Genomic DNA, 25713 nt, shown 5'->3' with positions numbered 1-25713 from the left:
TTCAATGATTGAGGACCGCGCGCAGGAAACCGCGCGTCCTGTCTTCCTTGGGATTGTCGAAGATCTGCTCCGGCGTACCTGCCTCGACAAGGCGGCCGCCGTCCATGAAGATCACCCGATCGGCCACCTGGCGCGCGAAGCCCATCTCATGGGTCACGACCACCATGGTCACGCCCGTACCGGCGAGCTTGCGCATGACATCCAGCACCTCGCCCACCATTTCCGGATCCAGCGCCGAGGTCGGTTCGTCAAACAGCAGGACCTTCGGCTCCATCGCCAGCGCCCGGGCAATCGCCACCCGCTGCTGCTGGCCGCCAGACAATTGCCCCGGATACTTCTCCGCCTGTTCCGAAATACCGACGCGGGCGAGCAGCTCTCGCGCCTTGCGTTCCGCCTCAACCGCCGAGGTTTTGCGAACACGCATCGGCGCCAGCATGATGTTTCTGAGCACTGTCATATGCGGGAAAAGGTTGAAGGACTGGAACACCATTCCCACTTCGGAGCGGACCTTGGCGAGTGTCGGGCCGGGCCGCACTTGAACCCCGTCCACCGTGATGGTGCTGCCGGGCGAGAAGGCCTCCAGATGATTGATGCACCGGATCAGCGTGGATTTGCCAGAACCGGATGGGCCGATGACGCAGACAACTTCTCCCTCCGCGATATCGAGCTCGATACCGTGGAGAACGGTGAAGTCGCCATAGGATTTGACCAGTCCCCGGATCGAAATCAGGGTAGAGCCCAGTTTGGCCATCAGCGTCTTCCCTTGCTGAAATGCTTTTCCAGCCGCCCGACCACCCCGACCATCGGCCAAAGCAACAGAACATAGATTACGGCGGCGCCGATCAGCGGCGTCGGATTGGCCGCGAGGGCCTGGGCCTGTGTCGCCTGCTTCAGGAGGTCCGGCATGGCGACAACGGAAGCGAGCGCCGTGTCCTTCAGCACATTGATGCAGTTGTTGGTAAGCGGCGGTATGACGATGCGGATCGCCTGCGGCAGTATGACGTCGATCATCGTGTGCTTGTTGGACAATCCCAATGCGGCGGAGGCCTCGAACTGGCCATGCGGGATCGCCTCGATCCCGGCCCGGAAAATCTCTGCGGTATAGGCCGCCGAGACCAGCGAAAGGGCTGTCACCGCCGACACGAAGGGCGAGAGGCGAATGCCGACAAAGGGCAGTGCGTAATAAACGACGATCAGCAGGACCAGCAGCGGTATCGAGCGGAAGATATCGACATAGATGCGGATCAAGAGCTTGATGACGGCAGGCGCGTAGAGCCGCGTGACCGCCAGGAACAAGCCGCCGGCAAGGCCGAACACAATGCTGGTGATGCCGATCTGGATCGTGACCAACAGACCGCGCAAGAGTTGCGGCAGGCTGTCGACCAGCACCTGCATGTTGAAGAAGGTATTGAGAAGGTTCATGCCATCCAGGCTCCCATGACAGTCCGGCGGGATCCGACATCCCGCCGGATGCTGTTCAAGCCTTACTTGCCCTTGGGCATGTCGAGAACCATGGCGGTCGAGGTCGTTTCTTCAGCCTTCGCGCCGAACCAGGTTTCATGCAGCTTGGCGATGAAGCCTTCCTTCTTCAGCGTGGTGATCACGTCATTGACCTGGGCTGCCAGCGGATCGCCCTTGTTGAACATGATCGAATATTTCTCGCCGGTCGGGATGCGCTCGACGACCTTCAGTTCCGGTTTGTCCTTGACGTAGTACAGCAGCGCCGGAATGTCTGAGATGTAGCCATCAATGCGGCCGGCGACGAGATCGAGCATGGCGGGAGACAGGCCTTCGAAGCGGCGGATTTCGCCCAGCTTGTATTCGCCCTTATGAGCCTCGGCCCAGATGTCGCCGGTGGAGGCGGTATCAACGCCGACGACCTTGCCGCCCATGTCCTTCAGACCGGTGATGCCAGACTTGGCCGTGACCGTCAGCGACTGGTCGCTATCGTAATAGGGCTGGGCAAATGCCACCGATTCCAACCGCTTCTCGGTGATCGTGATGGAGGAAACCGCCATGTTGATGCGACCGGACTGAACCGCCGGGAAAAGGCCGCTGAAGGGCGTGTTGACGAATTCGACCGTCCTGCCGAGACGCTTGGCAATCTCGTTGACCAGATCGACTTCGAAACCGGCGACCTTGCCGCTGGCGTCCTCGAACTCCCAGGGCACGTTGCCGATATTGGCGCCAACAGTGAGGTCGGCGGCGTTTGCGCCTGCCGCTCCGATCACGGCCAGCACCGCCGACAGGATGGTCGTCTTGAATTTGGATGTGCGCGTCATGAGGCTTCCCCTTGTTTTTTGAACATGACTCTACCACTATTGGCCTGACTGGTCAGACCAGTCAGGCCAAAGAAGCATGCTGGTTAGCCCTTGGCAAGACGGCTTGTGAAAAAATACAGTGGTTCGCCACCTCAGCGCAGATCGAGAAGGACCATCATGCTGAACAAGACGCTCGTGCCACAATCTGTCGCCCGAGAGATCCAGACGATGATCCAGACCGGCGTTCTAAAGGCCGGCGAAAAGATACCCTCGCAGCGGGAATTCGCCCAGAAGTTCGGCATCAGCCGGGCCTCGTTGCGCGAGGCCTTGTTGACGCTGGAAACCCTTGGCCTGATCAAGACCGAGGCGGGTCGAGGAACATTTGTCGCCGCTCCCGTGACGGGTGCCAGTGGTTCGGCCGGCCATATGGCCCCCTGGCGTTATTCCGACAGCTATCCGGTCTTCGATGTCTTCCAGACCCGCATCCTGCTGGAGGGCGAGATTGCGCGTCTCGCCGCCGGACGACTGACGCAACTGCAACTGGAGAAAATGGAGAGCGCGACGCGGACCATGGAGGAATGCTGGGCAAGCCAGGACTTGCTGGCCAATGTCGAGGCTGACCTCGAATTTCACGGCACCATCGTTTCCGCCTGCTCCAATGCGATGCTGAAGGCGCTCTACCAGACGGTTCGCGACCAACTCACAGAAACCCAGCGCCAGCCCATCCCGATCACGGATCCCGAGCGCATGCGGGAATCCATATCCGAGCATCGGCGCATCATCGCAGCCCTCAGCGCCAATGACAGCGCCGCGGCCCAGCGGGAAATGCAGAACCACATCCGCAACACCGCCCGGTGCGCCGGCCTCTCGCCTTGATGCAAGGACGTCGGCTGCGAGCCCGTGGTGCGCCATCTCACCAAGGCTATGGTTTCAGAAGACCTTGCCGATGATCCGTCCGAAGATCGTGTAGTCAGGAGCCCCCGGCAGCTGCTGGCCAACCGGTATGGCGCCGGTCACTTCCAGCGTCACCCGATCATTGATGGTCCAGCCGGCACCAACGCCGATGCCGGTCAGGCTCACCTTGGCGGGGCTCGTCGAATAGACGCTACCGTGATCCACGAAGCTGAACAGGTCTAGACTGCCAAAATCGCCGCTGAAGCTTTTGTGCAGTTCGATATTGGCATAATAGCCGCTACCGCCGGCCGCGGCCCCGCCATCATAGCCCCGGATCGTGGTCGGCCCGCCGATCTGGAATAGCTGATCGCCGGTCACCAGCTTGGTGGAGGCAACCTGCCAGGAGCCAAAGGCCTGCAGCACGAATTCCTGCGGCAGCGCCCCGGTGAGTGATGCAGATCCATTGAAAAAATGCGCCTGCTCGCTGCCGCCGGTGACCAGAAGATCTGTCGTGGAGAAGGCATAGGATGGCGACACCGACACCGCGATATCAGTACCGTAATAGTTGATGGTCACGCCGGCCGTCGGCTTGCGTGTGATATTGTCGGTGACCTCCAGATTGCCCTGCCGCGTGATCGACCGGTTGATCGTGGCACCGAGATTGGCCAGCAAAAGCCAGTTGGCATCCGAATAGATCGGTTGCGCATAGTTGAGGCCACCGCCCTGCGAACTACCAGTGACATCGAGATCGGCAAATGGCCCATCGATGATCTTGATACGGGACGCCGAATAGCTGATGCCGAGCCTGCCGCCAGTTGGTGACACGCCAAATGTATAGGACAGATTGCCGGCAAGATTGCCCTTGGAATAGACGCCGTAGGCCTTGAACCTGTCGTCTATGCCAAGCAGCCCATAATGCTGGAACAGGAACCCGCCCTGGTATCGCCCTGTCGTCTTTGAGCCAAAATTGTCGGTGAAGACGTCGAGCAGATTCTGTTGGGGTTCCGTCACGGACAAGGTGACGTCGGTCTGACCGAATTCCGTGCCGGGCTGCAGGATGGTGCGGATGCGGGCCTCGCCGAGACGGTTCTGCGCCGAAACCCGGCTGCCGAGCTTGGGCACGTCAACCACGGTTCCTTGCTGCAATTGCACCCGTGATCGGACATACTCTTCCGAGCGCGGCGCCCCCTCAACGGACACGGCACCGACGCGACCCTCGATGAGCTCTATCTTGAGCACCCCTCCCTCGAGATCCTGTTCCGGCAGGGAGGCGCTGGCGGTGACAATGCCGCGGGCGCTGTAGCGGGCATTGACTGCATTGACCAGTGCCTGGATTCCCGAGAAATCGAGGGTGCGCCCAACGAAGGGCTGCGCGATCGCCGCCAGCTCGTTCTGGCTGAAGAAATATGACGGCGTGAATTCCACACGGGTCAACTCGAAGGTCGGTCCGCCTGGCGGCACCTCGGGCGCCTGCTCCCGCGCCGGCCCCGTCACGCCATCGGCGCCGTCAGGGCGACGCGGCGTGACCTGGTCTTCGAGTTCACGCTGCAGACGATCCGTGCGGTTTTGCAAGGCTCCGGCATCGACATTGGCCGGTGGCTGCTGAGCCTGGGCGTTGGCCGCAGACAGACTGCCCGTCAGCAACGCACAGCATATCCCCAAGCTGATCGCGAGTGGCGAAAGCAAGATGCGCTGTCTCAAGCTCGGTTCCCTCCCGCCAGGACTCGCAGCGACGTTTTCATCGGGAATCGGCAAGCAAAAGCCATACATCACCGAATCGGATTCGTCACTGTATTGTCCAGCCTGACGGCAGGTCCAGGCCCACTATTTGGATCAACGGCCAGAGCCGGACGTGTCTGTTGCGCCAGGAAGTCCAGAAGGGCCGCGGCGGTCGGGCCGGTCATGCCGGAGCCTGCTCCGGTTTCATCCTCATCCCCTCCGCTGCCGGCCGATTGCAGCGCCAGATTGATGTCGCGCGACATGCTCATGCCGGCATAGAGTAGCCCATTACGTTCGAAATAGGTTTCCGATCCGGGCCCAAACTGGACGTAGAACGCGTCTGTCGTGGTGCGCATTCCCTCTTGAACCAGCTTGAAGCGATAGTCAGGCTGGAAAAGCTGCACGTCGAAGCCGTTGACCGGCACCGGCGACCTGTTGTTCATGAAGATATCGCGCATGGAGGTATTGAGCGTCATCGTGTTGGTAACAACCCCGCGCGCGATGGAGACGAAGGAGCCGCTGGTCCTCAGGCTTGAGGTGGCGACGCGATAATCGCCAATGGCGACCCCGCGGGGTGTCGTGAGGAAGGCCTGCAAGGTTTGCGCATCCGCCCCGCCTGCGCCCGTGACATCCAGCGCCAGCGGGCCGGTACTGCCGGCATGCGCGAGGTTGGTGATGCGGATATTGTCTGCGGCCAGCGTCGCATCGTTCTGAACGGCGAGTTCGTTGGCGTCGAACTGCGATGCCCCGAAGATTGCAAGCCGCACGGCCTGTGCGCGCCCAAGCCTGATCGAACCGCCGCCATCGACCGACAGCGCCAGACGGTCCGAAGCCGAGAGCTGCTCTGCCTCGATCTGCCGACCGGCAGATATGCTCAAGTTCGCGGCGCGACCGTTATTGATACTGACAACCGCGGCCGACAGCGCAAGATTGCCACCGGCACGCAGCTCTTGCGCACGCAGTTCGGACGCGGCCGCGAGGGTCAATGCCCCACCCGCTTGCAGGCTGCCCAGCTGTATCGCACCGCCTGATGAGGTCAGGCTGCTATCGCCGTCACCCGCGACAGCGCCGCTGATCTGCACAAGTCCACCCGACTGGATGTCGAGCGAGGAGCCCGCCGCGACGCGGCCAAACAGGGTGGAGCTGCCGGCGCGGGTCGTGAGCACGGTGCCGACATCCAGCGCGGCGACATCGATGTTTGCGCCTGCGGCCAGCACTGTTGCGCTTTGGCTCTCGAGCGTTGCGGCCCTCAGGTCGGTGCCCGCGGAAAGTGCCAACGCGCGACCGGCACGGATTTGCGTCGCATTGAGCATCGTGCCTGCAGTGAGGGAAATGGAGCCGCCGGCTTCAGCATTGCCGACTGCCATCTGTCCCCCAGCCGTCGCCGTCATATCCTCCACCACCTGGATGTCATCGGCATCCAAGCTGCCAAAGGCATCAATAAATGCGCTACGGCTGCTGACCAAGCGATCCAGGATGATCGATCCCCCGGTTGAGGCGAGACGGGCGTCGCCCGCCACCGTTTCCAGACTGTTGACCGAAAGCAGGCCTCCGGCACTCAGTGCTGCCGATGTTCCGGTTTGGGCTGTGGCAATGGTCATGGCGCCGCCCGCGCGGCCCGAAAGTGCCGTGCCGACGTCAAGCCTGTCTGCCCCAAGCGCGCCGCCGGCAGCGATGTTTGCCGCACCGCCGGTTGCGAGGATGGAGATCCTGAGATCGCCGACCACATCCAGAGTGGCATCGGTGCCGGCAGACAGGTTCGTCGCCGTCAACGAGCCGGCATAGAATTCGAGCGCCCCGTCTGCGGTGGCGGTGCCAAGATCAAGCAGACCTCCGGCACGCGCTTGCAGCGCGCCTTCCACCAGAAGTTCATTCGCATCGATACCGCCCTGAGCCTGCAGCGTCGCATCCCGTTCAGACGTCAGCCGATCGATCAGGATCGATGCACCGGTGGAAGCGAGGCGGATGCTGCCCGTCCGCGAAGTCGCTGAGGTGATATCAAGCAAGCCACCCGACACCACATCCATGGCGGCGGCCTGCGCCGTGCCAAGGGTCGTCGAAGTGCCAGCGCTACTTGCAAGCACGGTGCCGATGTCGAGATTGCCAACGCTGATGGCGCGGCCCGCACGAAGCGTGGCCGATGTTCCCGTCCGCAAGGAACCCACAGTGATATCCAATGCCGCATCAAGCTCTGCCGCAACCGGCACTTCGATCGTCGAGGCGGAAATGAAGGTACCGGCATAGAGGACGAGGGACGAGCCGACCCCGATCGAGCCCAGCTGGATCTCGCCACCGGCCCGAGCGCGCAAGGCACCTGCCGCCGTAACCGACCGCGCGTTCAGATCCCCGAAGGCATTCAGCAAGGCGTCGTTGCCGGCATCGAGCGTGCCAAGCCGGATCGAGCCACCGGTGGAGGCCATGCGGATGTCGCCGGTGCCAGTCGTGGCGCTCGCGATATCGATGAGACCTGTTGAGGTAACATCCATCGATGTGCCAGCACCGACAGTTCCAAAAGTCGTCGTCGTGCCAGCCGTCGTTGTCAGCACCGTGGCGATGTCGAGCGTTTGGATGTCGATCAATCCACCAGCGCGAAGCGTGGCGAAGGTGCCCGTCGTCAGGTCGGTTGCCCGGATATCTGACAGGGCGTCCAGCGTCGCCGACGTCCCGGCATTGAGCGCGGTGAACTGAATGCCTGAGCCGGCATTGAGGCCAACCGAGCGACCGCTACGCAGGGTGGCAACATCGATTAGGCCACCAGTCGCGGCGTTGATCGAGCCATCAGCAACCGCCGAGGTGCCGCGGATATCACCAAAGGCGTTGAGCACAGCGTCGTTACCCGCATCAAACGATCCGAACCGGATCGAGCCGCCGGTGGAGGTCATGCCGATATTGCCGGTGCCAGTCGTGGCGCTCGAGATGTCGATCAGGCCGGCAGATGTGACATCCATAGACGTGCCAGCGCCCACCGTATCAAACGTCGTCGTCGTGCCAGCCGTGCTGGTCAGCACCGTGCCGATGTCAAGCGTATCGATACCAATCAAGCCGCCGGCGCGAAGGGTCGCGAAGGTGCCGGTCGTCAGGTCGGTTGCCTGGATGTCCGACACGGCGTCGAGCGTCGCCGACGTTCCGGCATTGATGGTCGTGGCCTGAATTCGGGAACCCGCATTGAGGCCAACCGAGCCACCCGTGCTCAGGTTGGCGATATCGATCAGGCCACCGGCTGTCGCGTTGATCGAGCCGTCAGCAACCGCCGAGGTGCCGCGGATATCGTCAAAGGCGTTGAGCACAGCGTCGTTACCCGCATCAAGCGATCCGAACCGGATCGATCCGCCGGTCGAGGTCAAGCCGATGTTGTCGGCGCCCGTCGTAGCGCTCGATATGTCGATCAGGCCGGCAGATGTGACATCCATAGACGTGCCAGCGCCCACCGTATCAAAGGTCGTCGTGGTGCCAGCCGTCGTCGTCAGCACCGTGCCGATGTCGAGCGTATCGATACCAATCAAGCCGCCGGCGCGAAGGGTCGCGAAGGTGCCGGTCGTCAGGTCCGTGGCTCGGATATCGGAAACCGCATCCAGCGTGGCCGATGTCCCAGCTTCGATCGTCGTAGCCTGAATTCGTGAACCGGCATTGAGGCCAACCGAGCCACCCGTGCCCAGGGTGGCGATATCTATGAGGCCACCCGACGTGGCGCTGAGCGAGCCATCTGCAACCGCCGAGGTGCCGCGAACATCGCCAAAGGCGTTGAGCATCGTGTCGTTACCCGCGCCGAGCGATCCGAAACGCATGGAACCGGCGCTAGAGGTCAAGCGAATGTCGCCCGTGGTTGTCGTGGCGCTGGTAATATCGATGAGACCCGTTGAGGTGACATCCATTGATGTGCCAGCTCCGACAGTACCGAAGGTGGTGGTCGTGCCCGCGGTTGTCGTCAGCACCGTCCCGATATCAAGCGTGGAGATATCGATCAGGCCACCAGCCGTTGCGCTGATAGAGCCGTCGGCAACCGCCGAGGTGCCACGAACATCGCCAAAGGCGTTGAGCACGACATCATTTCCGGCATCCAGGGTGCCGAAGCCGATCGAGCCGCCGGTGGAGGATATGCCGATATTGCCGGTGCCCGTCGTGGCGCTGGTAATGTCGATGAGACCCGTTGAGGTAACATCCATTGATGTGCCAGCGCCCAACGTACCAAACGTCGTCGTGGTGCCGGCCGTGCTGGTCAGCACCGTGCCGATGTCGAGCGTGGAGATATAGATCAACCCACCGGCGCGAAGCGTGGCGAAGGTGCCCGTCGTCAAGTCGGTGGCCTGGACATCCGATACGGCGTCAAGCGTGGCCGACGTACCGGCGTTGACGGTCCTGGCCTGAATTCGGGAACCCGCATTGAGGCCAACCGAGCGACCGCTACGCAGGGTGGCGATATCGATGAGGCCGCCTGATGTGGCGCTGATCGACCCGTCGGCAACCGCCGAGGTGCCACGAACATCGCCAAAGGTGTTCAGCACGGCATCATTACCGGCGTCAAGCGATCCGATCCGAATGGAGCCGCCGGTCGAGGTCATGCCGATATTGCCGGTGGTGGTTGTGGCGCTGGCAATGTCGATCAGGCCGGCAGATGTAACATCTATCGACGTGCCAGCGCCCACCGCAGCAAATGTCGTCGTCGTGCCGGCTGTGCTGGTCAGCACCGTGCCGATGGCGAGCGTGTCGATATCCACCAATCCGCCAGCGCGAACGGTCGCGAAAGTACCGGTCGTCAGGTCGGTGGCCCCGATGTCCGACACAGCGTCGAGCGTGGCCGATGTTCCGGCATCGACCGTCGTGGCCTGAATGCGTGATCCGGCATTGAGACCCATAGACCTACCGCTACGCAGGGTGGCAATATCGATCAATCCACCAGATGTGGCGCTGATCGAGCCGTCAGCAATGACTGACGTGCCTTCGATATCAGACGCTGCTTCCAACGCCGCATCGCGGTCAGCGGTCACCGTGAGGAAACGGACAGCACCGCCCAGCGAGACGAGCCGCGTATCCATCCGGGACGCAACGGAGCCCAGCGCCAAGGTGCCGCCCGCGGTGATTTTGACGCTTCCGCCTGTCGAGGCAAGAGCCGTCGAGGTCAGGCCACCAGTGGTATCGATGACAAGGTCGCCATTGCCGGCGGTCGCGTTCAGCCATCCCGTGGAGACGTCGAGGTCGATGGCCTGGCCAGCATTCAGAACCACGCCGCCAAGCGAGGTCGTCTTGATGTTGGTGACCAGGTCGCCATTGCCGATGATCGAGCCGGAACTGCCGGCGGTGATCTGGATAGCCGGGACAGTCCCATGACCGGCCGACGTGGACTCGACCTGACCGATCAGCGCGTTGCCCGTCGTCAGAATGCTGACCGTGCCGCCAGCAAGAATGCGCGTGCCTGCGCCCATCCCGAGCGTGCCGGCCGTCACAACCACGTCACCCGCATTTGCACTCGCAGTCACGGCCCCATCATCACCGCTGTCCGCCAGGGTCAGCAAACCGCTGGCGACCAGGGTCAGATTACCCGCAGATTGCAGGGAACGGCTGAGCGTCAGAGCGCCGCCGGTCGAATTGACGACGATATTGCCGCCAGCCGTCAGCGTTCCGTAAGCGCCGTCACGACCAGTCGTCACCCCTTGCGTCGGCGACAGCAGGCTGAAATCGCCGCCGGCATGTCCGGTGACAGCCCCCGTGATGGCAATCTGCAGGGGCTGGAAGGTCCCATTGCGGAAGCTGATGGAGCCGCCGGCGCGCAGATCAAGCGTCGAACCGAGAATATGGGGCACGGTACGGTCAGTGAACTGGGCCTGGGCATAGATGCTGCCTGTCGCGCCAAGCTGGACCGCAGCCCGGCTGCCGCTGCCGCCGGAGATGTTGCCGAGGATCAGATCGCCGGTTGTTTGCCGCAGATAGATGCCACGAGCGGCCTGGGCGAGGTTGAGCGTGCCGATATTGGACCCCGTCAGCGCAATCTGCAGCGCGTTCAGATTGTCCGCCGGATTGCTGCCGTCGACCCCCGCCAAACCGATGCTGCCGGTCTCGGAGATGATGGTCAGGTTCGAGATATTGCCCGAGATCGCAACCTGGCCTGTGACGCCGCCGACGATATCGCCGATGGCTTCCAGGCGCACGGTGCCGCCATGAGTGGTCTGGACGCCCTGGGTGTAGGCCGCAGCCAACACACCGCCGGGGAACAGGCCCTGATCGACACCACCCAGCTTCAGGTTCGAGGCGCTGCCGAGGTAGATTTCCGATTTCGCCTTGGCGGCAATCGTGCCGAGCGGGCTTGCAATAACGAGGTCCTGCTGAGCCACCTGAACGGTGTATTGGGTTGCTCCGTTCGACAAGGTGCGGGTGCTGACCTGCAGCTCGCCGGGTCCGGCAGCAGAGATCGTCGCACGGTCCGCCTCCGACAGGGCGCCAAGATTGTCGCTGCTGAAGACGATGGTGCGCGGGGCGGCGAGACTGCCGATCGAACCATTGGGCGCATACAGCATGACCTGACGGGCGCTGACATTCTGCGGCAATTGGCCGATTGTCGGCAGCGGCGTGTTCGATGCCGGATTGGCCGAAGCGTCGATCGTGTAGGTCAGCTGGTCCAGCGTCCAACGGGCGCCCGAGGTCAGGCTGGCATAGAGAGCCGTGGTCTCGCCGAGCTTATAGCTGAACCCCTGGGTGTAGGCGCTAAGTCCCGATGTGAGGATGGCCGTTGTCGGCGCCACGCGGAACGCCTCAAGCTGGTTCTGTGGCAGATCGAGGACCTGACCGTCCGACGAGCGTCCGAGATTGGCGCGCGCCGTTGCAAAGCGGCTGCGGGCCTCGGTTTCGATCTGGGCATCGGTAATGGTGCCGGGATCGACATTGAGCCGCGTTGCGAGCTCAGACCGGAAGAACTGGCTTCCCTGCGTCGTGATGGCATAGGTCGTGCCATCGGCAAAGGCCATGTCCCGCAACTGCCAATAGGCATCATAGGAGGCGTTGACGGTCTGATCCAGGCCCAGGATCGAACGCGCGGTGGCAAAGCGGCGACGTGCTTCCGCTTCCACGTCACTTTCCAGAACCTGGCTCGCCGCCACGCCACGCTCAGCCGCGATCTGGGCCTTCAGTGCCACGCGCCCCGCGTCGGTCAGCGCATAGGTCTGGCCATCGGCAAAGGCGATGGTGCGCAGTTGCCAGTAATCCTCATAGGCGCGATTGACCATCGCCTCGTAACCGTGAACGGCGGCACTGCCGGCATAGACTGATGTATTCAGGCTGCCATCGGCGCCAACGGTGCCATCCTGCTGGGCTTGCCGCAGCAGGTCGAGCGAGGTCCATATGTTTTGCAGGCGGGCGCTTTCTTCCACCGACAGGCCGGTACGGCTGCTGCCGGGAACGATGTTGGCCGCCTGTCCATTGGAACCGGCTGCCGCGAGGAAGACGGCGCCGTCGGAGCTGACATGGCCGATGCGCAGGTCACCTTGCGACTGCACGAGATAGGCCCCGGTCGAAGACCTGCTGTCGAGCACGCCGCCATCGAGGCTGCCATTGGCCAGGCGAACGCCGCTGGCCTGGAAAACGATGGGGTTGATGTTGGTCAGAGCCGGCTGGCCGTTGACGCTGCCGGACCGGGCGCCGATCGCGCCGCTGGCGCTGTTGATCGAGACAGACTTGCCGACGATGATCGGATTGGCGACGTTATAGGCAGAGGCCGAGGTGATGTCGCCGCTGGCGGTCAAAGTGACATCACCCGCCGTGAGGGCCTGGCCGTTCCGGCCGTTGACCCTGACACTGGCGACGTTCAGGTCGCCGCGCGCACTGATGTTGATATCCCTATTGGTGGAGGATGCCGTGAGCGTGCCGCCATAGACCTGCACGCCAACCGCCTGCGCGGCCGTGCCGATGCCGCCCTCGCCATTGATCGTCACCGAACGTCCGCTGACGCTGCCGTCGCGGCTGGCGATGACGGCTGATGTCGAGCCCGTCGCGGAAATGCTGGTAGCGCCATTGTAGTTCGTGATCGTGCCGTTGATCTGCACGGTCGAATTGGAGCTGACCGACACCTGGCCGTTGGACCCGCCGATGAACTGGATGTTGATCGGGTTGGAAGCCCGCACCGTGTTTGTCAGCGTGATGGTGGCGCGGTCATAGACGTTCTGGACCCAGTAGCCGTGGAAGTCGGTGCCGTTCTGGTGATTCTGCGGCATGTCGACCCGGACACTATAGCTCGCGGTGCCGGTCACCACCTCGCGGAAATTCGTGCTTTGAGTGCCGATATAGACCGAGCGGGTGGTCGTATAGGGATCGGCGAGGTTCGATTCCCATTGCCATTCGCCCAGTTGGACATGGCTGTTGGGGGTGGCCTGCCGAACCGCAGTTGCCGTCTCCACCCATTGGTACAGCAAGTTCTCGTGTGGATTGTAGCTCGCCGTCTGGCCGTTGCTTGCGGTGACGAGCCTGGCATTGCGGTAATCGGTATTGTTGGATCCGTTGGTCTGCTCGTAGACGCTGAGCGCATTGGCCTGGCTGACATCATAGACATACCAGGTGCGGATCGGCGCACCATTGGCCCATTTGTACTGGTCGACGATTTCCACGACGCTTGACGTGCTGGTGCCGGTATTGATGGTGTTGGTCACCAGCGAGGTGCCCGTCGTATTGACGACATTCACCGTGGCATAGCCGCCATTGACGCGGATCAGACCCTGGCTCTGGCCTGCTACCGTGGAGGTCGAGATGATGCCGCCATTGAGATAGACGCGACCGCCGGCGCCCTGCACGACGTTCTGAAGCTCGATGCGGTCGTTGGAGACGTCGTAATAGGCCCTGATCGTGGTATCGAGCGAGCCGTTGATCGCCGAGACGGGCAGTTCGATGAAACGGCCGGCATTGGCCGCGCGCACCGCCGCATCGTTCTTGTAGTAGGCGATGGTATTGGCCGCAGCAGTGCCGACATTGACCGACCAGGCATTCGAGAAACCGCTCTGGATCGTACCGTTGACGTTGATCGTACCGGCGCTGAGGATGATCGAGCCGCCGATGATCTGCGGCGTCGTATCCAGCGGAATGCTCGCGTTGTTCGCCTCGTAGGTCAGCGCCTGACGCTGGATGACGTCAAATTTCAGCCATCCGAAAGGCCCCGATCTGTCGCCGTCGCCGTTCCAGACGGTCCAGCGGAAATACCCTTCTCGGAAGTCCCCGACGACACCGGTCTGGGAGTTCTGGCTGCCGATATTGTCGGGATAAACTTTGAACCACACATTGGAAATCAGGCCGTGCGGGTAGATGCTGTCCTGGTAGTTCTTCACCAGAGTGCGGGCAGTAAAGCTGTTATTGTCAGTCGGATTGCCTTGCCGATCGATATTGGCCCAGCCTTCCATATAGGTGGCAACCGCCTGGACCGCCTGAGCGGCAGACAGCGGTCGGTACTGGTTTCCGCGCCACTGCGCCATCACGTCGTTGTTGGTTTCGTAGATCGATCCCGCGCCCTGGTTGACCGTGAGATTGCCCCGCGGGACCTGCATGTCGATCGTTGCGGCCGAGAACGAATTGCCGAGGATCGTGACATTGCCGATCGCGTTGCGGACAGTGACCGCGCCGTTCAGGTTCTGTACGTCGCCGAGGAAGTAGATGTCCGGGGTCACGGAGGGGATGGTGACGTTGCCCAGATGATCGACATCGCCGCCCCAGGTGCTGCGCACGCTGATTTCCGGCTTGTCCGGGCCGGTATCGGTAGAAATCCTTAGCCCGTTCGCACTGCTGGCCGCAGCCGCACCGGTGAAGTCGACGTGGCCGCCTTCGTTCGACGTCAGCAGCAACTTGTTCAGCAGCACATAGCCGCGGCCGTTGTTGACGATATCGATGCGCGGCGCACCTTTGGCGGTGACGTTGGCCGAGCCAGAAAGCGTATCGGCATGGATTTCCACGTCGCCTGCAGACGCCATGATCGAACCGATGGCGACGGTTCCAACCATGCGGTCGGGGACGCTGCCGGTTCTGATCTGGTTGACGAAGGTCTCGACCTGCCGGCGGGCGTCCGCGCTGATCGTCACGCCGTAGAAGATGTCGTTGCGGGTCGCGAGCCGCCAACGCGTATCGGCCTCATTGAGCCCGGTGAGCTGCATGATCTTCGTGACGATATCGGCATAGGGGTTATAGGTATTGGCAATATCGTAGCGCAACTTTCGGTCGTTGTAGGACACGAAGCTGGTCGCGACATCGCCGGCCGCAACTTCGGTGAAGGCGAAGGGGTAATCCTGTGCCGCCAGCGTCACGCTGCCGTCCATGCCAATGGTCACGTTCTGGCTGTTGTGGGTGCCCGCATAGATCGTGCCGTTCAGCACGGCATTGGCACTCGTATTGGTGTCGCTGTTATCGTCCGAGGTGGTCGTATTGAACATCGCAAGATAGGGGTTGTGGTTGGTGCCACGCCCTTCCGCCGTCACCGAGCCCTTGTATGCCCCGACCAGGATATTGCGGCCGGCAAGCAACTTGCCGCCTGTCCCCACGGTGAGGTTGGAATTGCTGTTTGCGACCGCGCTGCCGCGATACTGGGCCGTGATCGGTATCAGCGCGTAGTTGTAAACCTCCGTGCGTGCCTTTGCCGCCACGAGGCTGCCGGAAAGGCCATTGCCGCTCTGGCCCGCGGTCAGGGTCAGGTTCCCGAACGCCTCCAGCGTGACGTTGTTGCCCAGGGTAATGGTCTGCCCGACATCGATTTTCGAATATGTGGAAGCGCCGGCACCGGTGACGACACCGTAGAGCGATGCATTGGCATTGTTGCTGGAGGTATTGACGGATGCCGTTCCAACCTGAAGCGCGCCGACGCTAAACAGGATGGCATTTTGCCCGATGTTGATCGCATTCCGGATCGTGGCGTCCAGATCGGAGCGCCCGCCGCCGCCGGCAAAGAATCCGCCCGCGTCGACAGCAACTGTGTCGCCGGTGGAAAGCTGGTTGAAGGCTTCGATATTCAATTTCACATCGGCCGTCGTCGGGTCGCCGTTGAGGCTGATAACCGCACCCTGGCCGATATTGACGGTCGTCGTGTTTTTGACTTTGGTGTCGCTAAAGGCGGCAGAGGCGCCCACCACGCCACCGGATCCGGCCCGCGCACCGCCACCGGTCTGGCCCGTCAGCGACGTCGCCGTGATGAAGACATTGTCCAGGGAGTTGATGACAATTCCTGCGCCGATATTGGCATCCACCGTCGTGTCGACAACATTGCGAGCATCGGCGCCGCTTGCTCCAACCACCGAGGCCTGGAACGAATCGGCATTGCCGTTGAAGCGGGACTCGTGCTCCGCCTTCAGCGTGAGCCCGGCTGTGTAGAGCGTGTATGCGGGAGAGCCCGAGCGTATTTCCGCAAGCGTGACGGTCTTGTCGCTTGTGCTTGCCAGTGCCGCAGCGCCTGCGAAGACACCGCCGGAACCGGCCGTACTGTTGGCCTTGTTTTCCGTGATACCTTCGGCGCTGACCGAAATCTGGCCGGTGCGGTTGGACTGGGTGATCGCGTCCCTTTCCAGCCAGGCCTTGGAGGATCCCGAAGAGGAGGATTCGGCCCTGGTGGCACCGGCTGCGATATAGCCTGCGGCAATGCCGGTTGCCTCGGATCTTTGCCGGCTGTCGTTGACGGCAGAAATCGAGACATCGCCATTGGGCATGCGCAGCCGCTGCCCGCCATAGGCTTCCACAGTGCTGGTATTCGTGGAGGTTGCGATCGTGGCGTTGGCCCCGACAAGCCCGCCGCCGGTGCCTGCCACGGCACGCGACCAGGCGGTATCGCCAGATGTCGGAAGCAGCATGGACGCGGAAATCGTCAGGGCACCGCCGCTGACGGAAACGTCATTGCCGACATAGGCCCTGACCTCGGCGCTGGACTTCGAGTCTGCCTTCGATACGCCAATCGCCACACCGGCGGCTGCCGCAATGCCCAGCGACTCTGAGCTGAGCTTGGGCATGGCTGTCGCCATGACATCGACTGACGTTGCGGAGACAGTGGCGTTGTTGCCGATGCTGGCCGTGACTTTCTCCGAGCCGATGGATTGCGCAATCGCACCCGAGGCGGCCGCTCCGATGCCGCCTGCCCCGGCAATCGCCTTCGAAGACAGGGCGCCTGCGGTGCCGGCACTGATCGACACATTGTTCCAACCGGTCACGCGGGATCCGTCCACGCCGGTGGCATCGACCTTGCTCGATTTCGTCGACGTGGCAACCGATGCGCCAACCGCAGCGCCACCGCCGATGGTGGCACCAACTGCGTAGGAGGACAGCCGGGTGGTATCCATGGCGTTGGCGAGAACAGCACTGCTACCGGACCGACCCGTCAGCGTACCGCCAAGGGTGGCCGAGACATTGTTGTTGCCGGTGGATATCGCGACAGCGGCACCGATGCCTGCCATCAGGCCGCCGGCGCCGGCAAACGCCTCGCTGCTGGCGGCCGCGCCTGCCGATCCATCCCGCGCCAGCGCGTTGACCGCAATCGCACCGGCGTTGATATTGCCGGCCGCATAGGCGCTCACCGTGGCGTTGCTTTCGCTGTATGTCAGCGCAGCGCCACCACCAACCGCAACCCCGGCAACGCCCACGCCATTTGCCATGTTGGCGATCGAAACGCCACTGATGGCGTCGATGGCCAGGCTGCCCACGGTGACCGAACCGCCCGCGACACCGGCATAGACGCCTTCGGCCGCATTCGAGGTCGCGTTGGTAACGCTAAAATTCTCGCGCGTCGCGACCTGGTTGGCAGCCATGTTGCGGTATTGGTTGTCCGCGCCGGACTGGATTGCCTGGGCGAGACCGTTATAGCGAGCGGCCCAGTATTCCTGGACGCGCTGATTGTTTGCCGTACCCGAAAGGTCAGTATCAAGGGCCTCAGCCGCGACCTGACGGAAGCTGCGACCATCCGCATAGACCGCATCCACATTTGCAAGACTGAAGGTATCGCCCGTGCCACGCGCCGCTGCCAGCCTTGTGAACTGGGTCGCATCGGCGCTCGGCAGCATAGTATTGGCGAGGCCGGCCAGTTGACTGGAATTTACAACGAAGCGGCCATTGTCGACGGCACCCTTTGCCATGAGCGCGGCATAATCAGCATCCGCACGCACCCGGATTGCGGCGACATAGCCCTGGTAGCGGCTTTCCAGATAGGCCTGGATCTGCGCATCGGTCGGCGCCGCAGTGAGGCCAAGCGCCGTGCGCGCCTCGGTGGCATATTGCGCCAGGACGCCCGCCTTGGGCACGAAGGCCATGCCGCTTGTATTGTTGGCGGCCACCAGCGCGGCAAAGGCTGTCCGGTCATTGCCGGTCAGCGCATTCTGGGAGTAGCTCAGCAACTGATCGTCCGCCAGGACATAAGTTGCACGGCCGCCGGACAGGCTGTTCCAGTCAGCAATGGCCTGAGCGCGCGCCTGAGCATGATCTGTGGGCGTGAGCGCCGGATCTGGGATGTAGGTGCCATTATTCGTGAACGAGCCGGCCTGCAGCAGGGCGACGTAGCGCTGGCGTGCCCAGGCCTGCACCTGCATGTCGGTAGGATTGGAAACACCCAGTTCGGACGCCGCGCGGCCGCGCCAATTGGCGATCTCGTCACCAGCCAGCACGAAATCGCCACCGGCAGCACTCAGTTCGTTGATGCTGGCGAGCGTGCCCTCGCCATTCTTGTTCAGCTCTGCCATGGCATCGGCCGCCGCGCTACCGCCGGCGATGACAACGCCGACCGCAGCCCCGATGCCGCTGACTGCGCCGCCGCCGATGGCGACCGTTTTCGCATCAACAGTCTTTTCGGTGGTTGCCGAAATGTCGAACAGGCCTGGTGCGCTGATGCTGCCGCCAGAGGAATCCGCCTGCACCTTGCTGGTCAGCACCACGACGTTTGCGGCGGCACCAAGACCTGTGCCGACGAAGGTGATCGCTCCGGCCCCGGTTGCCGTCTTGGTCTCCAGATCCTCATGAGCGCTGAGCGTGATGCCAGCAGCGCGGTTGCCCACCATGGCATTGGAGGCAATGGTGATCGTGGCATCCCGCAGGAGCGCCTGCGTATCGTTGGCAACCACGGTAACAACGGCAAGGCCTGCAATCGGTCCGCCGACGACGCTGCCGGCAACGCCATAGGCATTGGCCGTGAAGGCGTTGTGGCTGGCGGAGGACACATTGAGATCGCCCTCAAGATCAAGCCTGGTCGTGACGCCTGTGTCGCCAATGCGGGCGACGGTCGTATTCTTGCTGACGCCAACGACGGCCGCCCCAGCATAGCCGCCGAACAGCCCGCCAGCCCCGGCGCCCGCCGCGGCGAAATATCCATTGGTGCTGTCAGCCGAGACATTGGCGGAGGTCGCCCTGATGTGCCCGCCCTCGATCGAGGCTTCGGTATCGGCGTTGAATACGGTGAAGATCGCCGAACCGGCGCCCCCGCCAATAAGACCCGCGGCAAAGCCGATGGCGATGTCGGATGCCGATTGCGAAGCCACAGCCTCGACGGTGACATTGCGCGGCCGTGTCACCAAGTTTACTGCCGCGCCAATGGTCGATCCGGCGATGCGGGCTTCGGTGGCACGCTTCATCGTCGTCGCCACGCTGGCCGCAGCACCGGCCGACGCCGTGGCTGAGCCTGCGCCGCTCAGCGCGAGATTGCCCGAATAGCTGTGGGAACTTGCCGAAACCAGGATGTCCGAGGACACACCCACACGCGTGCCGACCGTGGACTGATCGATAGCCGCAATCGTGCGCCCACCCGCAAGCGTGGTGACCGGAAGGATGGCAGCCGCAGGTCCCGCACCGGCCAGGCCGACTGTGACCGCAACGCCGGTCACGGTCTGGGTCGAGTTTGCCAGCACAGCTACGCCGGAAACCGAGCGAGTGCTGCGCGTGAAATCCGGCGTGGAGAAGCCCATGTCCTGGACGTCACCAGGTTCAAGCGCCTGGGCCAGTGCCCCGGCTTGCACCACGTCATCCGCGCCGGCTCCATCGGCATCCAACGTGCTGTCGGCAATCCGGGCTTCCGTATCGCCGTCGATTTGATTGACCACAATCGAGAGACCGACGCCGGCACCGGACATGCCGACACCGAGCGCACCTGCAATGACGGAGATCCGGCCTGAATTGCTGGCATCAATAATGACATTGTTGGCGGCATCGATATCGGAGCCGGACAGCACAAGCGCCCGCACATTCGTATCGATCTTGCTCGACGCGGCCGAGCCCGCAAGCCCTGCATTGGTACCGGCAGCAACGCCGGCGGCGACCGTCAGAATATCGGCCGTGGAACGCGCCCGCACCTTGACGGAGCCCGAGGTATCGATGGCGGCGTTGGCAACCTTTGCATCGACATTCATGCCGACGGAGTTCACCGCAATACCGATACCGCCGGCCAGTCCTGACGCCACGGCTGCGGAGGTCGCCGCACCACGAATGACCACGGCATCTTGGGCCGTGACGGCAAGCTCGGCGGCGGCGACTGTCGTCGCGCGGCTCCCACCGCCAACATTTGCGCTGATGGAGCTGTTGACACGGTTATCCACCGCAGCAGCCTGCCCGGCGAAGCCGCCGGTGGAAACGCCCACGCCCATACCGAGCGCCAGGATGCTGGTCGCATCGGTCGCGGCAACTGTGACATTGCCGCCGGCGGTGACATCAACGCCATCGATCCTGGCGATATGGCGCTGGTGCACGTAGTTGCTGATGATGCTCGCGCCGGCGCTGGCGCCGCCTGTGCCACCGCTGATATTGCCGGCCATCGCCACGATCGCTGCTCCGGCCGCGATCTCGGTGACCGCACCGTTTTCGGCATTCTCGTAGGTAATCTCGGAATAATCGACGGCGGCCGTGTTTACGCCCCGCGTCGCCGCGGATAGCAGCGCATTGAGGTCGTCTGCATCGGCAGTGCCGGATTTTACGTTGACGTGGCGGCTGGCAATGATGTCGTCGTCATCATGGCTGCCGTCAATTGATGCCAGTACGGTGCCGCCGATATCGGTGATGATCAGCGCGCCGGACAGGGCGAGCGACCCGGTGGTTACTGCGGAACTGGCGACGCCGGTATAGATTCTGCTGGGCGCGGCGGCGACGGCCGAAACATCGATATAGCCCCTGATCGCACTATTGCTGATGGATGCCTGCGTGGCATAGCCACCCGCGCCGTCCTTGATCGCCACATAGGTGACAGCGAAGCCGGCGCCGACCTTGCCGCCGAGCGCAATCGTGCCGGCGCCGATGGCGACATCCGTCTTGCGATAGGCCGTGGCGGCAAGCGATCCGGTGCCCGAACCGACGAAGCTGGAGTCCTGAATGAGACCCTGCACGGAGTCCGTGATCTCGGTCACGGAGACCGAGCCGGCGATCGACAAAAGATCGGAGCTGCCGGCGGCAAGGCTCATGCCGACGGCGGAGACCGTGTAGCTGCCGCCGGTGAGGCCTTGGACGGCGACATTGGCGATATCAGTGACATTGGTGTTCGAAACGGTCGCGATGGTCTTGTTGGCGCTGCCGCCTATGGCGATGGAGCCGGCGACGCCGGCCGTGCCGCTGGAGTTCGGGCCAGTGGCGGTCAGCGCGGCGCCGCCGGCAAGGGAATAGAGATGGCTTGTGTTGATCGCCTCGACACGCATGCTGGCCGCAGTGTTGGCGGCGTTGCGGCGCGTGACGTTGACGCCTGACACTTCGGCGCGGGTGTCCAGCGCATTGATGATCACCGATGCGGAGCCGACAACGGCCAGGTTGAACTTGGGGGCCTGCGCGGGCTGCGAACCCAATAGCAGTTCCAGGGCCTTGGATGGCGTGCCAGCCGGAGGTGCCGTCGCAGGTGTCGGCTGCGAGGCTGCCGCAGAAATGGCGGCGGCCATCACAGTGCCTTTTGTCAGCGCACGCACGGCAAGCTCATCCGCCAGGATGACGCCGCGCGTGCCAGACGCTGCGCGCAATTGCGTGCCCACCACAGAGCCGGCGGCCCCGAAATTGTCCCCTATATACGCAGCCGTGTCGGTGCCTATATCGACAATCGCTGCTGAAATGCCGAGCGTCGCGCCGGTGCCATGCTGCAATTGTCCCGTGGCGCTGTAGATCGCGAGATCCTCGCCGGCCGTGACCGACAGTGCATCGGCCGTGACATTGGCCGTATTGCTGATGGACGCATGCGTCTGGCTGTCGACATCGAAAACGCTGACCATTCCGCTGCCGGCGATGCTGCCACCGGATCCACTGGAGGGCGTGACTGAAATCAGGAAATTCCTGGACGTCGCGTCGACCGCGAGATCGCTGGCAGACGTGACACTGGCGGAATCCGCAATGCCGGCAATGGTCGAGATGTCGAACATCAGGGCAGAGGCGGAGCCGCCGACGGCGGTGGTCTGGCTGGCATTGCCGGTCAGGCCCCAATTGCCGACGACACTCAGCGTTTCCACGTCCGTGCTGGCCAGCACGTCTACGCCGGTCTGGAAAGTGAAGCGAACCTGATCGCTGCCGTCGGTCTGCACCACGCCGATGGCGTCGAGCTTGTCGACCGACCACGTATTGTCCGTGGCCGTTGAGGTCACGCGCGCGCCGCTGCCAATCCAGGCCAGCGTATTCATGCCGAGGTTGAAATGATTGTAGGATCCAGCCAGCGACAGTTGGTCGGATTCGGCGGTGGCTTTCGCGCCGCTGGTAAAGATGCCGGGATTCGCGACCACCGCACGGTAGACGTCGAAGAACACCTGCTTGGCATTGTCCCAATCGGAAATGAAGATGCCGACCGGGGCGCTGCTATAGGCGTTCACCCCGACATGCCGGGCGGTTACCTGTACATCGCTGCCGAGATAGGCACGGGAATAGTGGTCGACATCATAGATCGCCACGGCCGCAGCCGCGCCAACAGTGGCACTGGTGGACGCCGATGTCGGGTCCTTGGCCGTCGAATTGATACCGGCCACGCTGTTGCTGACGATCTTCTTGTTGATGACGTCGCTGACCACGCTGACATTGCCGCTGGCCTGGATGGAGGGATTCAGACCACCGGTCGCATTCCTGGCGATGGAGGCGTCGGCGGTGATGGAACCGTGGGACAGCGACAGGGACGCAGCGCCCTTCACGCCGATATTGCTGCCGACCATGCCGGCGGGGCTCGCCATGAACTTGCTGTAGATCAGGTTTGTGACGCCCTGCAGATCGAGCGTTCCCCCGCCCAGCAGGTTGCCCGCGACGCCGATGGTGCTGACCACGTCGGCCACGGTACCCGAGCCAACCGTTATCCCAGCAGTGGTGTCGTTGGCCTTGACGTTGGAAATAGCCTGGACCGTAACATCGCGCCCGCTGGCACCTGTGTTGTTGACGCTCGAGCCGAGCCGCGCCACGGTATTGGAATTGATCTCGCTGATGGCAAGCGTACCGCCCGCCGCCGTCTGGCCGGTACCATAGCCCTTGGCATTGACGGAGAAGCTGCTGTCGCTGCGGGCAAGCACAGTCACGGAGCCATTGCCCCGGATATTCGCATTGCTTTCAATGACCGCATTGGCATCGACATCGGCACTGCCATAGGCGACAGCACCGACCGCCTGGGCGCCGCCGGTCAGTCCCGCAAACGGCAATCCCGACACGACGGAAGACAGGACATTCAGCCGCGTATCCGTGACGGCGCCGACGCCAAGGCTTTCGCTGGTGGTAATCGTCGCGCCCTGGGCGACGTTCGTGCGGGCATCGGTTTTCACCATGCCGACGACCACCGACACGCTGAGATGGCTGCTGCCGCTCAGGCCGACCTTGCTGTCCACCGCCTCGCCGATCGCAAGGCTTTCCAGCTTCACCGCGCTGCCGCTGATATTGGCGTTCATACCCACGTTCAGATGCGCCACGGAACTCGCGCTGACCCATGCGGCGTCGAGACCGAGCGGATTGACCGCCGAAATCGCGCCGTTGAGAACGCCGAAAGCCCAACCCGTGTCATTGTAGTTGGACCGCGCAATCGACCGCGAGAGCACGCTGATCTGGCTGCCCGACAGGGTGCCGTTGATGCCGATGGTCGAGGTCGTGCCCGCATGCAGGCTGTTGACCTCGTATTCGGCGAGCGAGCTCAGCGTGATATTGCGGGCCGTGATCGTGCCGTTGACGGTGATCGACGAGGAAAAATGGTCGGTAACGCCGGCCGCGCCCCAATTGTTGTCGGTATCGATCTGATGCGCGATCAGGGAAACATCGCCGGCCTGATAAGTCGAGCCTGCCGTCACGCTGGTATTGATATAGCCGCCATTTTCGATGGTGATATTGGGCGCGGTCAGGGTGACATTGCCGGAATTGCCTGATGTCACCCCGCCGGTAAGCATGCGCGTATCGATGCCGAAACCACTGCGGATGGTGATGGAATTCGACGCAAGCGCGGAATAATCGGCGCCATTGGTGAAGATCGACGGCGAGAAGCCGCCGATGATCAGATCCTCCGGATCGATGAACAGCGTGCCGGCGCGACCGCTGCTGGAGCCTAGATCAAGATTGACAGTCGCGAGGTCGACCACCTTCTTTGCGGAAAGCTCGACAAACCCGCCATCACCAGTCAAACCGGCTCTGGCCTTCACCGTGGTGCCATCGGCAACGCTGAGGTTGCGGTCGGCAAAGACGATGATGCGACCACCGGCTCCACCAATACCATTGGCCGAAAGCTCCGATGTCGAAGCCAGTGCGATATCCTGTGCCGCATGCACGTCGATCGCCCCGCCTGAGCGGCCATCGGCACCATCAGCGGAAACACGTCCGGAGAGTTTGAGGTCGGCGGAAGAGCTTATTTCGACCTTAGCGACGGAAAGTGGCTGAAGGGACGAGGCGCCGGCCGCCTCCGTGGTCGCGACAATAGCGGCGCCGTTTTCGATATCGACGCCATTGCCGGCGATGGCCACATGGCCGCCCGTATGGACCGAACCTTCCGCTACGACAGCGCCGGCAAGCGACAGCGTGCCCGCGGCCGTGATGCTCACCTTGCCCGCGCTCGCGGCGCGAACCGCAGCAAAGGCTGAGGTAAGCGTTTCCGCATCATTGGCACGCAGCGCCTCGATACGGGCGGTCGGGAGCACCTGCACGTTGGCGCCCGCTTTGATCTCGATGTCGCCACCCCTTGAGCCGCCGCCGGCACGCAGCGTGCCGCCGACGCGCGCGGAGCCGGCTGCCACGATCTTCAGCTTGCCATTGCGGACGACGATCTGTCCGCCCGACCGGTGGCCTGATGTGTTGACGGTTGCCTCAAACTGAGCCCTGTGACGCTCAGGTCCATCGACATCCACCGAATTGGCCTTCAGGAAAACACCGCTCTCCGTGTTCACCTTTCCTCGAATGACGATCGCGCCATCCGGGGAAAGCGGCACATCGCCCTCGATGATGCGAGCGCCCAGAAGCGTATCGATCCGACCGGAGGAGTCGATCGTCTGCTCCAGGAATTCCCGCGTCGGCGTATTGACCGTGAGGCTGCCGGCATTGACCACGCCATTGCGGTTGACGATGAAACCGTAAGGATCGGCGAACACGACATTGCCGCCGATGCGGCCGTCCTTCATGGCGTTCAGCGTCCCGTCCACGACGACGGGCGCATCGCGCACGATGTTGATCAGGTGGCCGGCATTGGTGGGCACATGGAGGTTGACGGTATTGTTTTCGCCAACCTCGAAGCGCGAGAACGAGTTATAGGCGTTGCCGCCGGCCAGCGTATCTGTCGTGACGTCGGTCGCTCCGCCGTTGTCGGCAACGCCGGTGGCGGTGCGGCCATCGGGAATGATGACATTGGGGGCGGGATCCATCGACTGGCCCATGGCCGTCGTGGCGGTTGCGAAGGGAAGCAGTGCCACGCCATGGCGAAGGCCACGGCTCCACTGCTTCAGCAAACCTTTGTTTTTCCCGC

At 62.9% G+C, this 25713-nt stretch carries 6 protein-coding genes; 1 reads left to right on the top strand and 5 read right to left on the bottom strand.

Going from position 1 to position 25713, the window contains the following annotated elements; translation table 11 throughout:
• Position 1: 1 nt before the first annotated feature.
• From B9A97_RS08945 to B9A97_RS08935, 3 genes are all read right to left on the bottom strand, one after another.
• Positions 2 to 751, bottom strand: a complete 750-nt coding sequence (locus B9A97_RS08945; RefSeq protein ID WP_084364903.1) for an amino acid ABC transporter ATP-binding protein — start codon at positions 749 to 751, stop codon at positions 2 to 4.
• Positions 751 to 1422, bottom strand: a complete 672-nt coding sequence (locus tag B9A97_RS08940) for an amino acid ABC transporter permease (protein WP_084364902.1) — start codon at positions 1420 to 1422, stop codon at positions 751 to 753. Before B9A97_RS08940 ends, B9A97_RS08945 begins: the two co-directional genes overlap by 1 nt.
• Before the next feature lie 62 nt (positions 1423 to 1484).
• The gene (locus B9A97_RS08935) at positions 1485 to 2282 is read right to left on the bottom strand and encodes an ABC transporter substrate-binding protein (RefSeq protein WP_084364900.1); all 798 of its coding nucleotides are present in this window, start codon (positions 2280 to 2282) and stop codon (positions 1485 to 1487) included.
• Between the two features lie 156 nt (positions 2283 to 2438).
• On the opposite strand from B9A97_RS08935, the gene B9A97_RS08930 reads away from it, so the two are divergent.
• On the top strand, positions 2439 to 3137 hold the full coding sequence (locus B9A97_RS08930) for a FadR/GntR family transcriptional regulator (RefSeq protein ID WP_084364898.1): 699 nt from the start codon (positions 2439 to 2441) through the stop codon (positions 3135 to 3137).
• Positions 3138 to 3191: 54 nt separating this feature from the next.
• On the opposite strand, the gene B9A97_RS08925 is transcribed toward B9A97_RS08930, so the two are convergent.
• The gene (locus tag B9A97_RS08925) at positions 3192 to 4799 is read right to left on the bottom strand and encodes a ShlB/FhaC/HecB family hemolysin secretion/activation protein (protein ID WP_179145254.1); all 1608 of its coding nucleotides are present in this window, start codon (positions 4797 to 4799) and stop codon (positions 3192 to 3194) included.
• Positions 4800 to 4924: 125 nt separating this feature from the next.
• Complete coding sequence (locus B9A97_RS08920; RefSeq protein WP_179145253.1) at positions 4925 to 25696, bottom strand: leukotoxin LktA family filamentous adhesin; 20772 nt, start codon at positions 25694 to 25696, stop codon at positions 4925 to 4927.
• Positions 25697 to 25713 lie beyond the last annotated feature (17 nt).

It is taken from the genome of Rhizobium sp. RU36D (assembly GCF_900176345.1).
Classification (GTDB): Bacteria; Pseudomonadota; Alphaproteobacteria; order Rhizobiales; family Rhizobiaceae; genus Allorhizobium.
This window is presented reverse-complemented; position numbering and strand designations above follow the sequence as displayed.

Excerpts from the sequence above, each read along its gene's own strand:
- B9A97_RS08945 (WP_084364903.1), bottom strand. The coding sequence starts at position 751 with ATGGCCAAACTGGGCTCTACCCTGATTTCGATCCGGGGACTGGTCAAA.
- B9A97_RS08940 (WP_084364902.1), bottom strand. The coding sequence starts at position 1,422 with ATGAACCTTCTCAATACCTTCTTCAACATGCAGGTGCTGGTCGACAGC.
- B9A97_RS08935 (WP_084364900.1), bottom strand. The coding sequence starts at position 2,282 with ATGACGCGCACATCCAAATTCAAGACGACCATCCTGTCGGCGGTGCTG.
- B9A97_RS08930 (WP_084364898.1), top strand. The coding sequence starts at position 2,439 with ATGCTGAACAAGACGCTCGTGCCACAATCTGTCGCCCGAGAGATCCAG.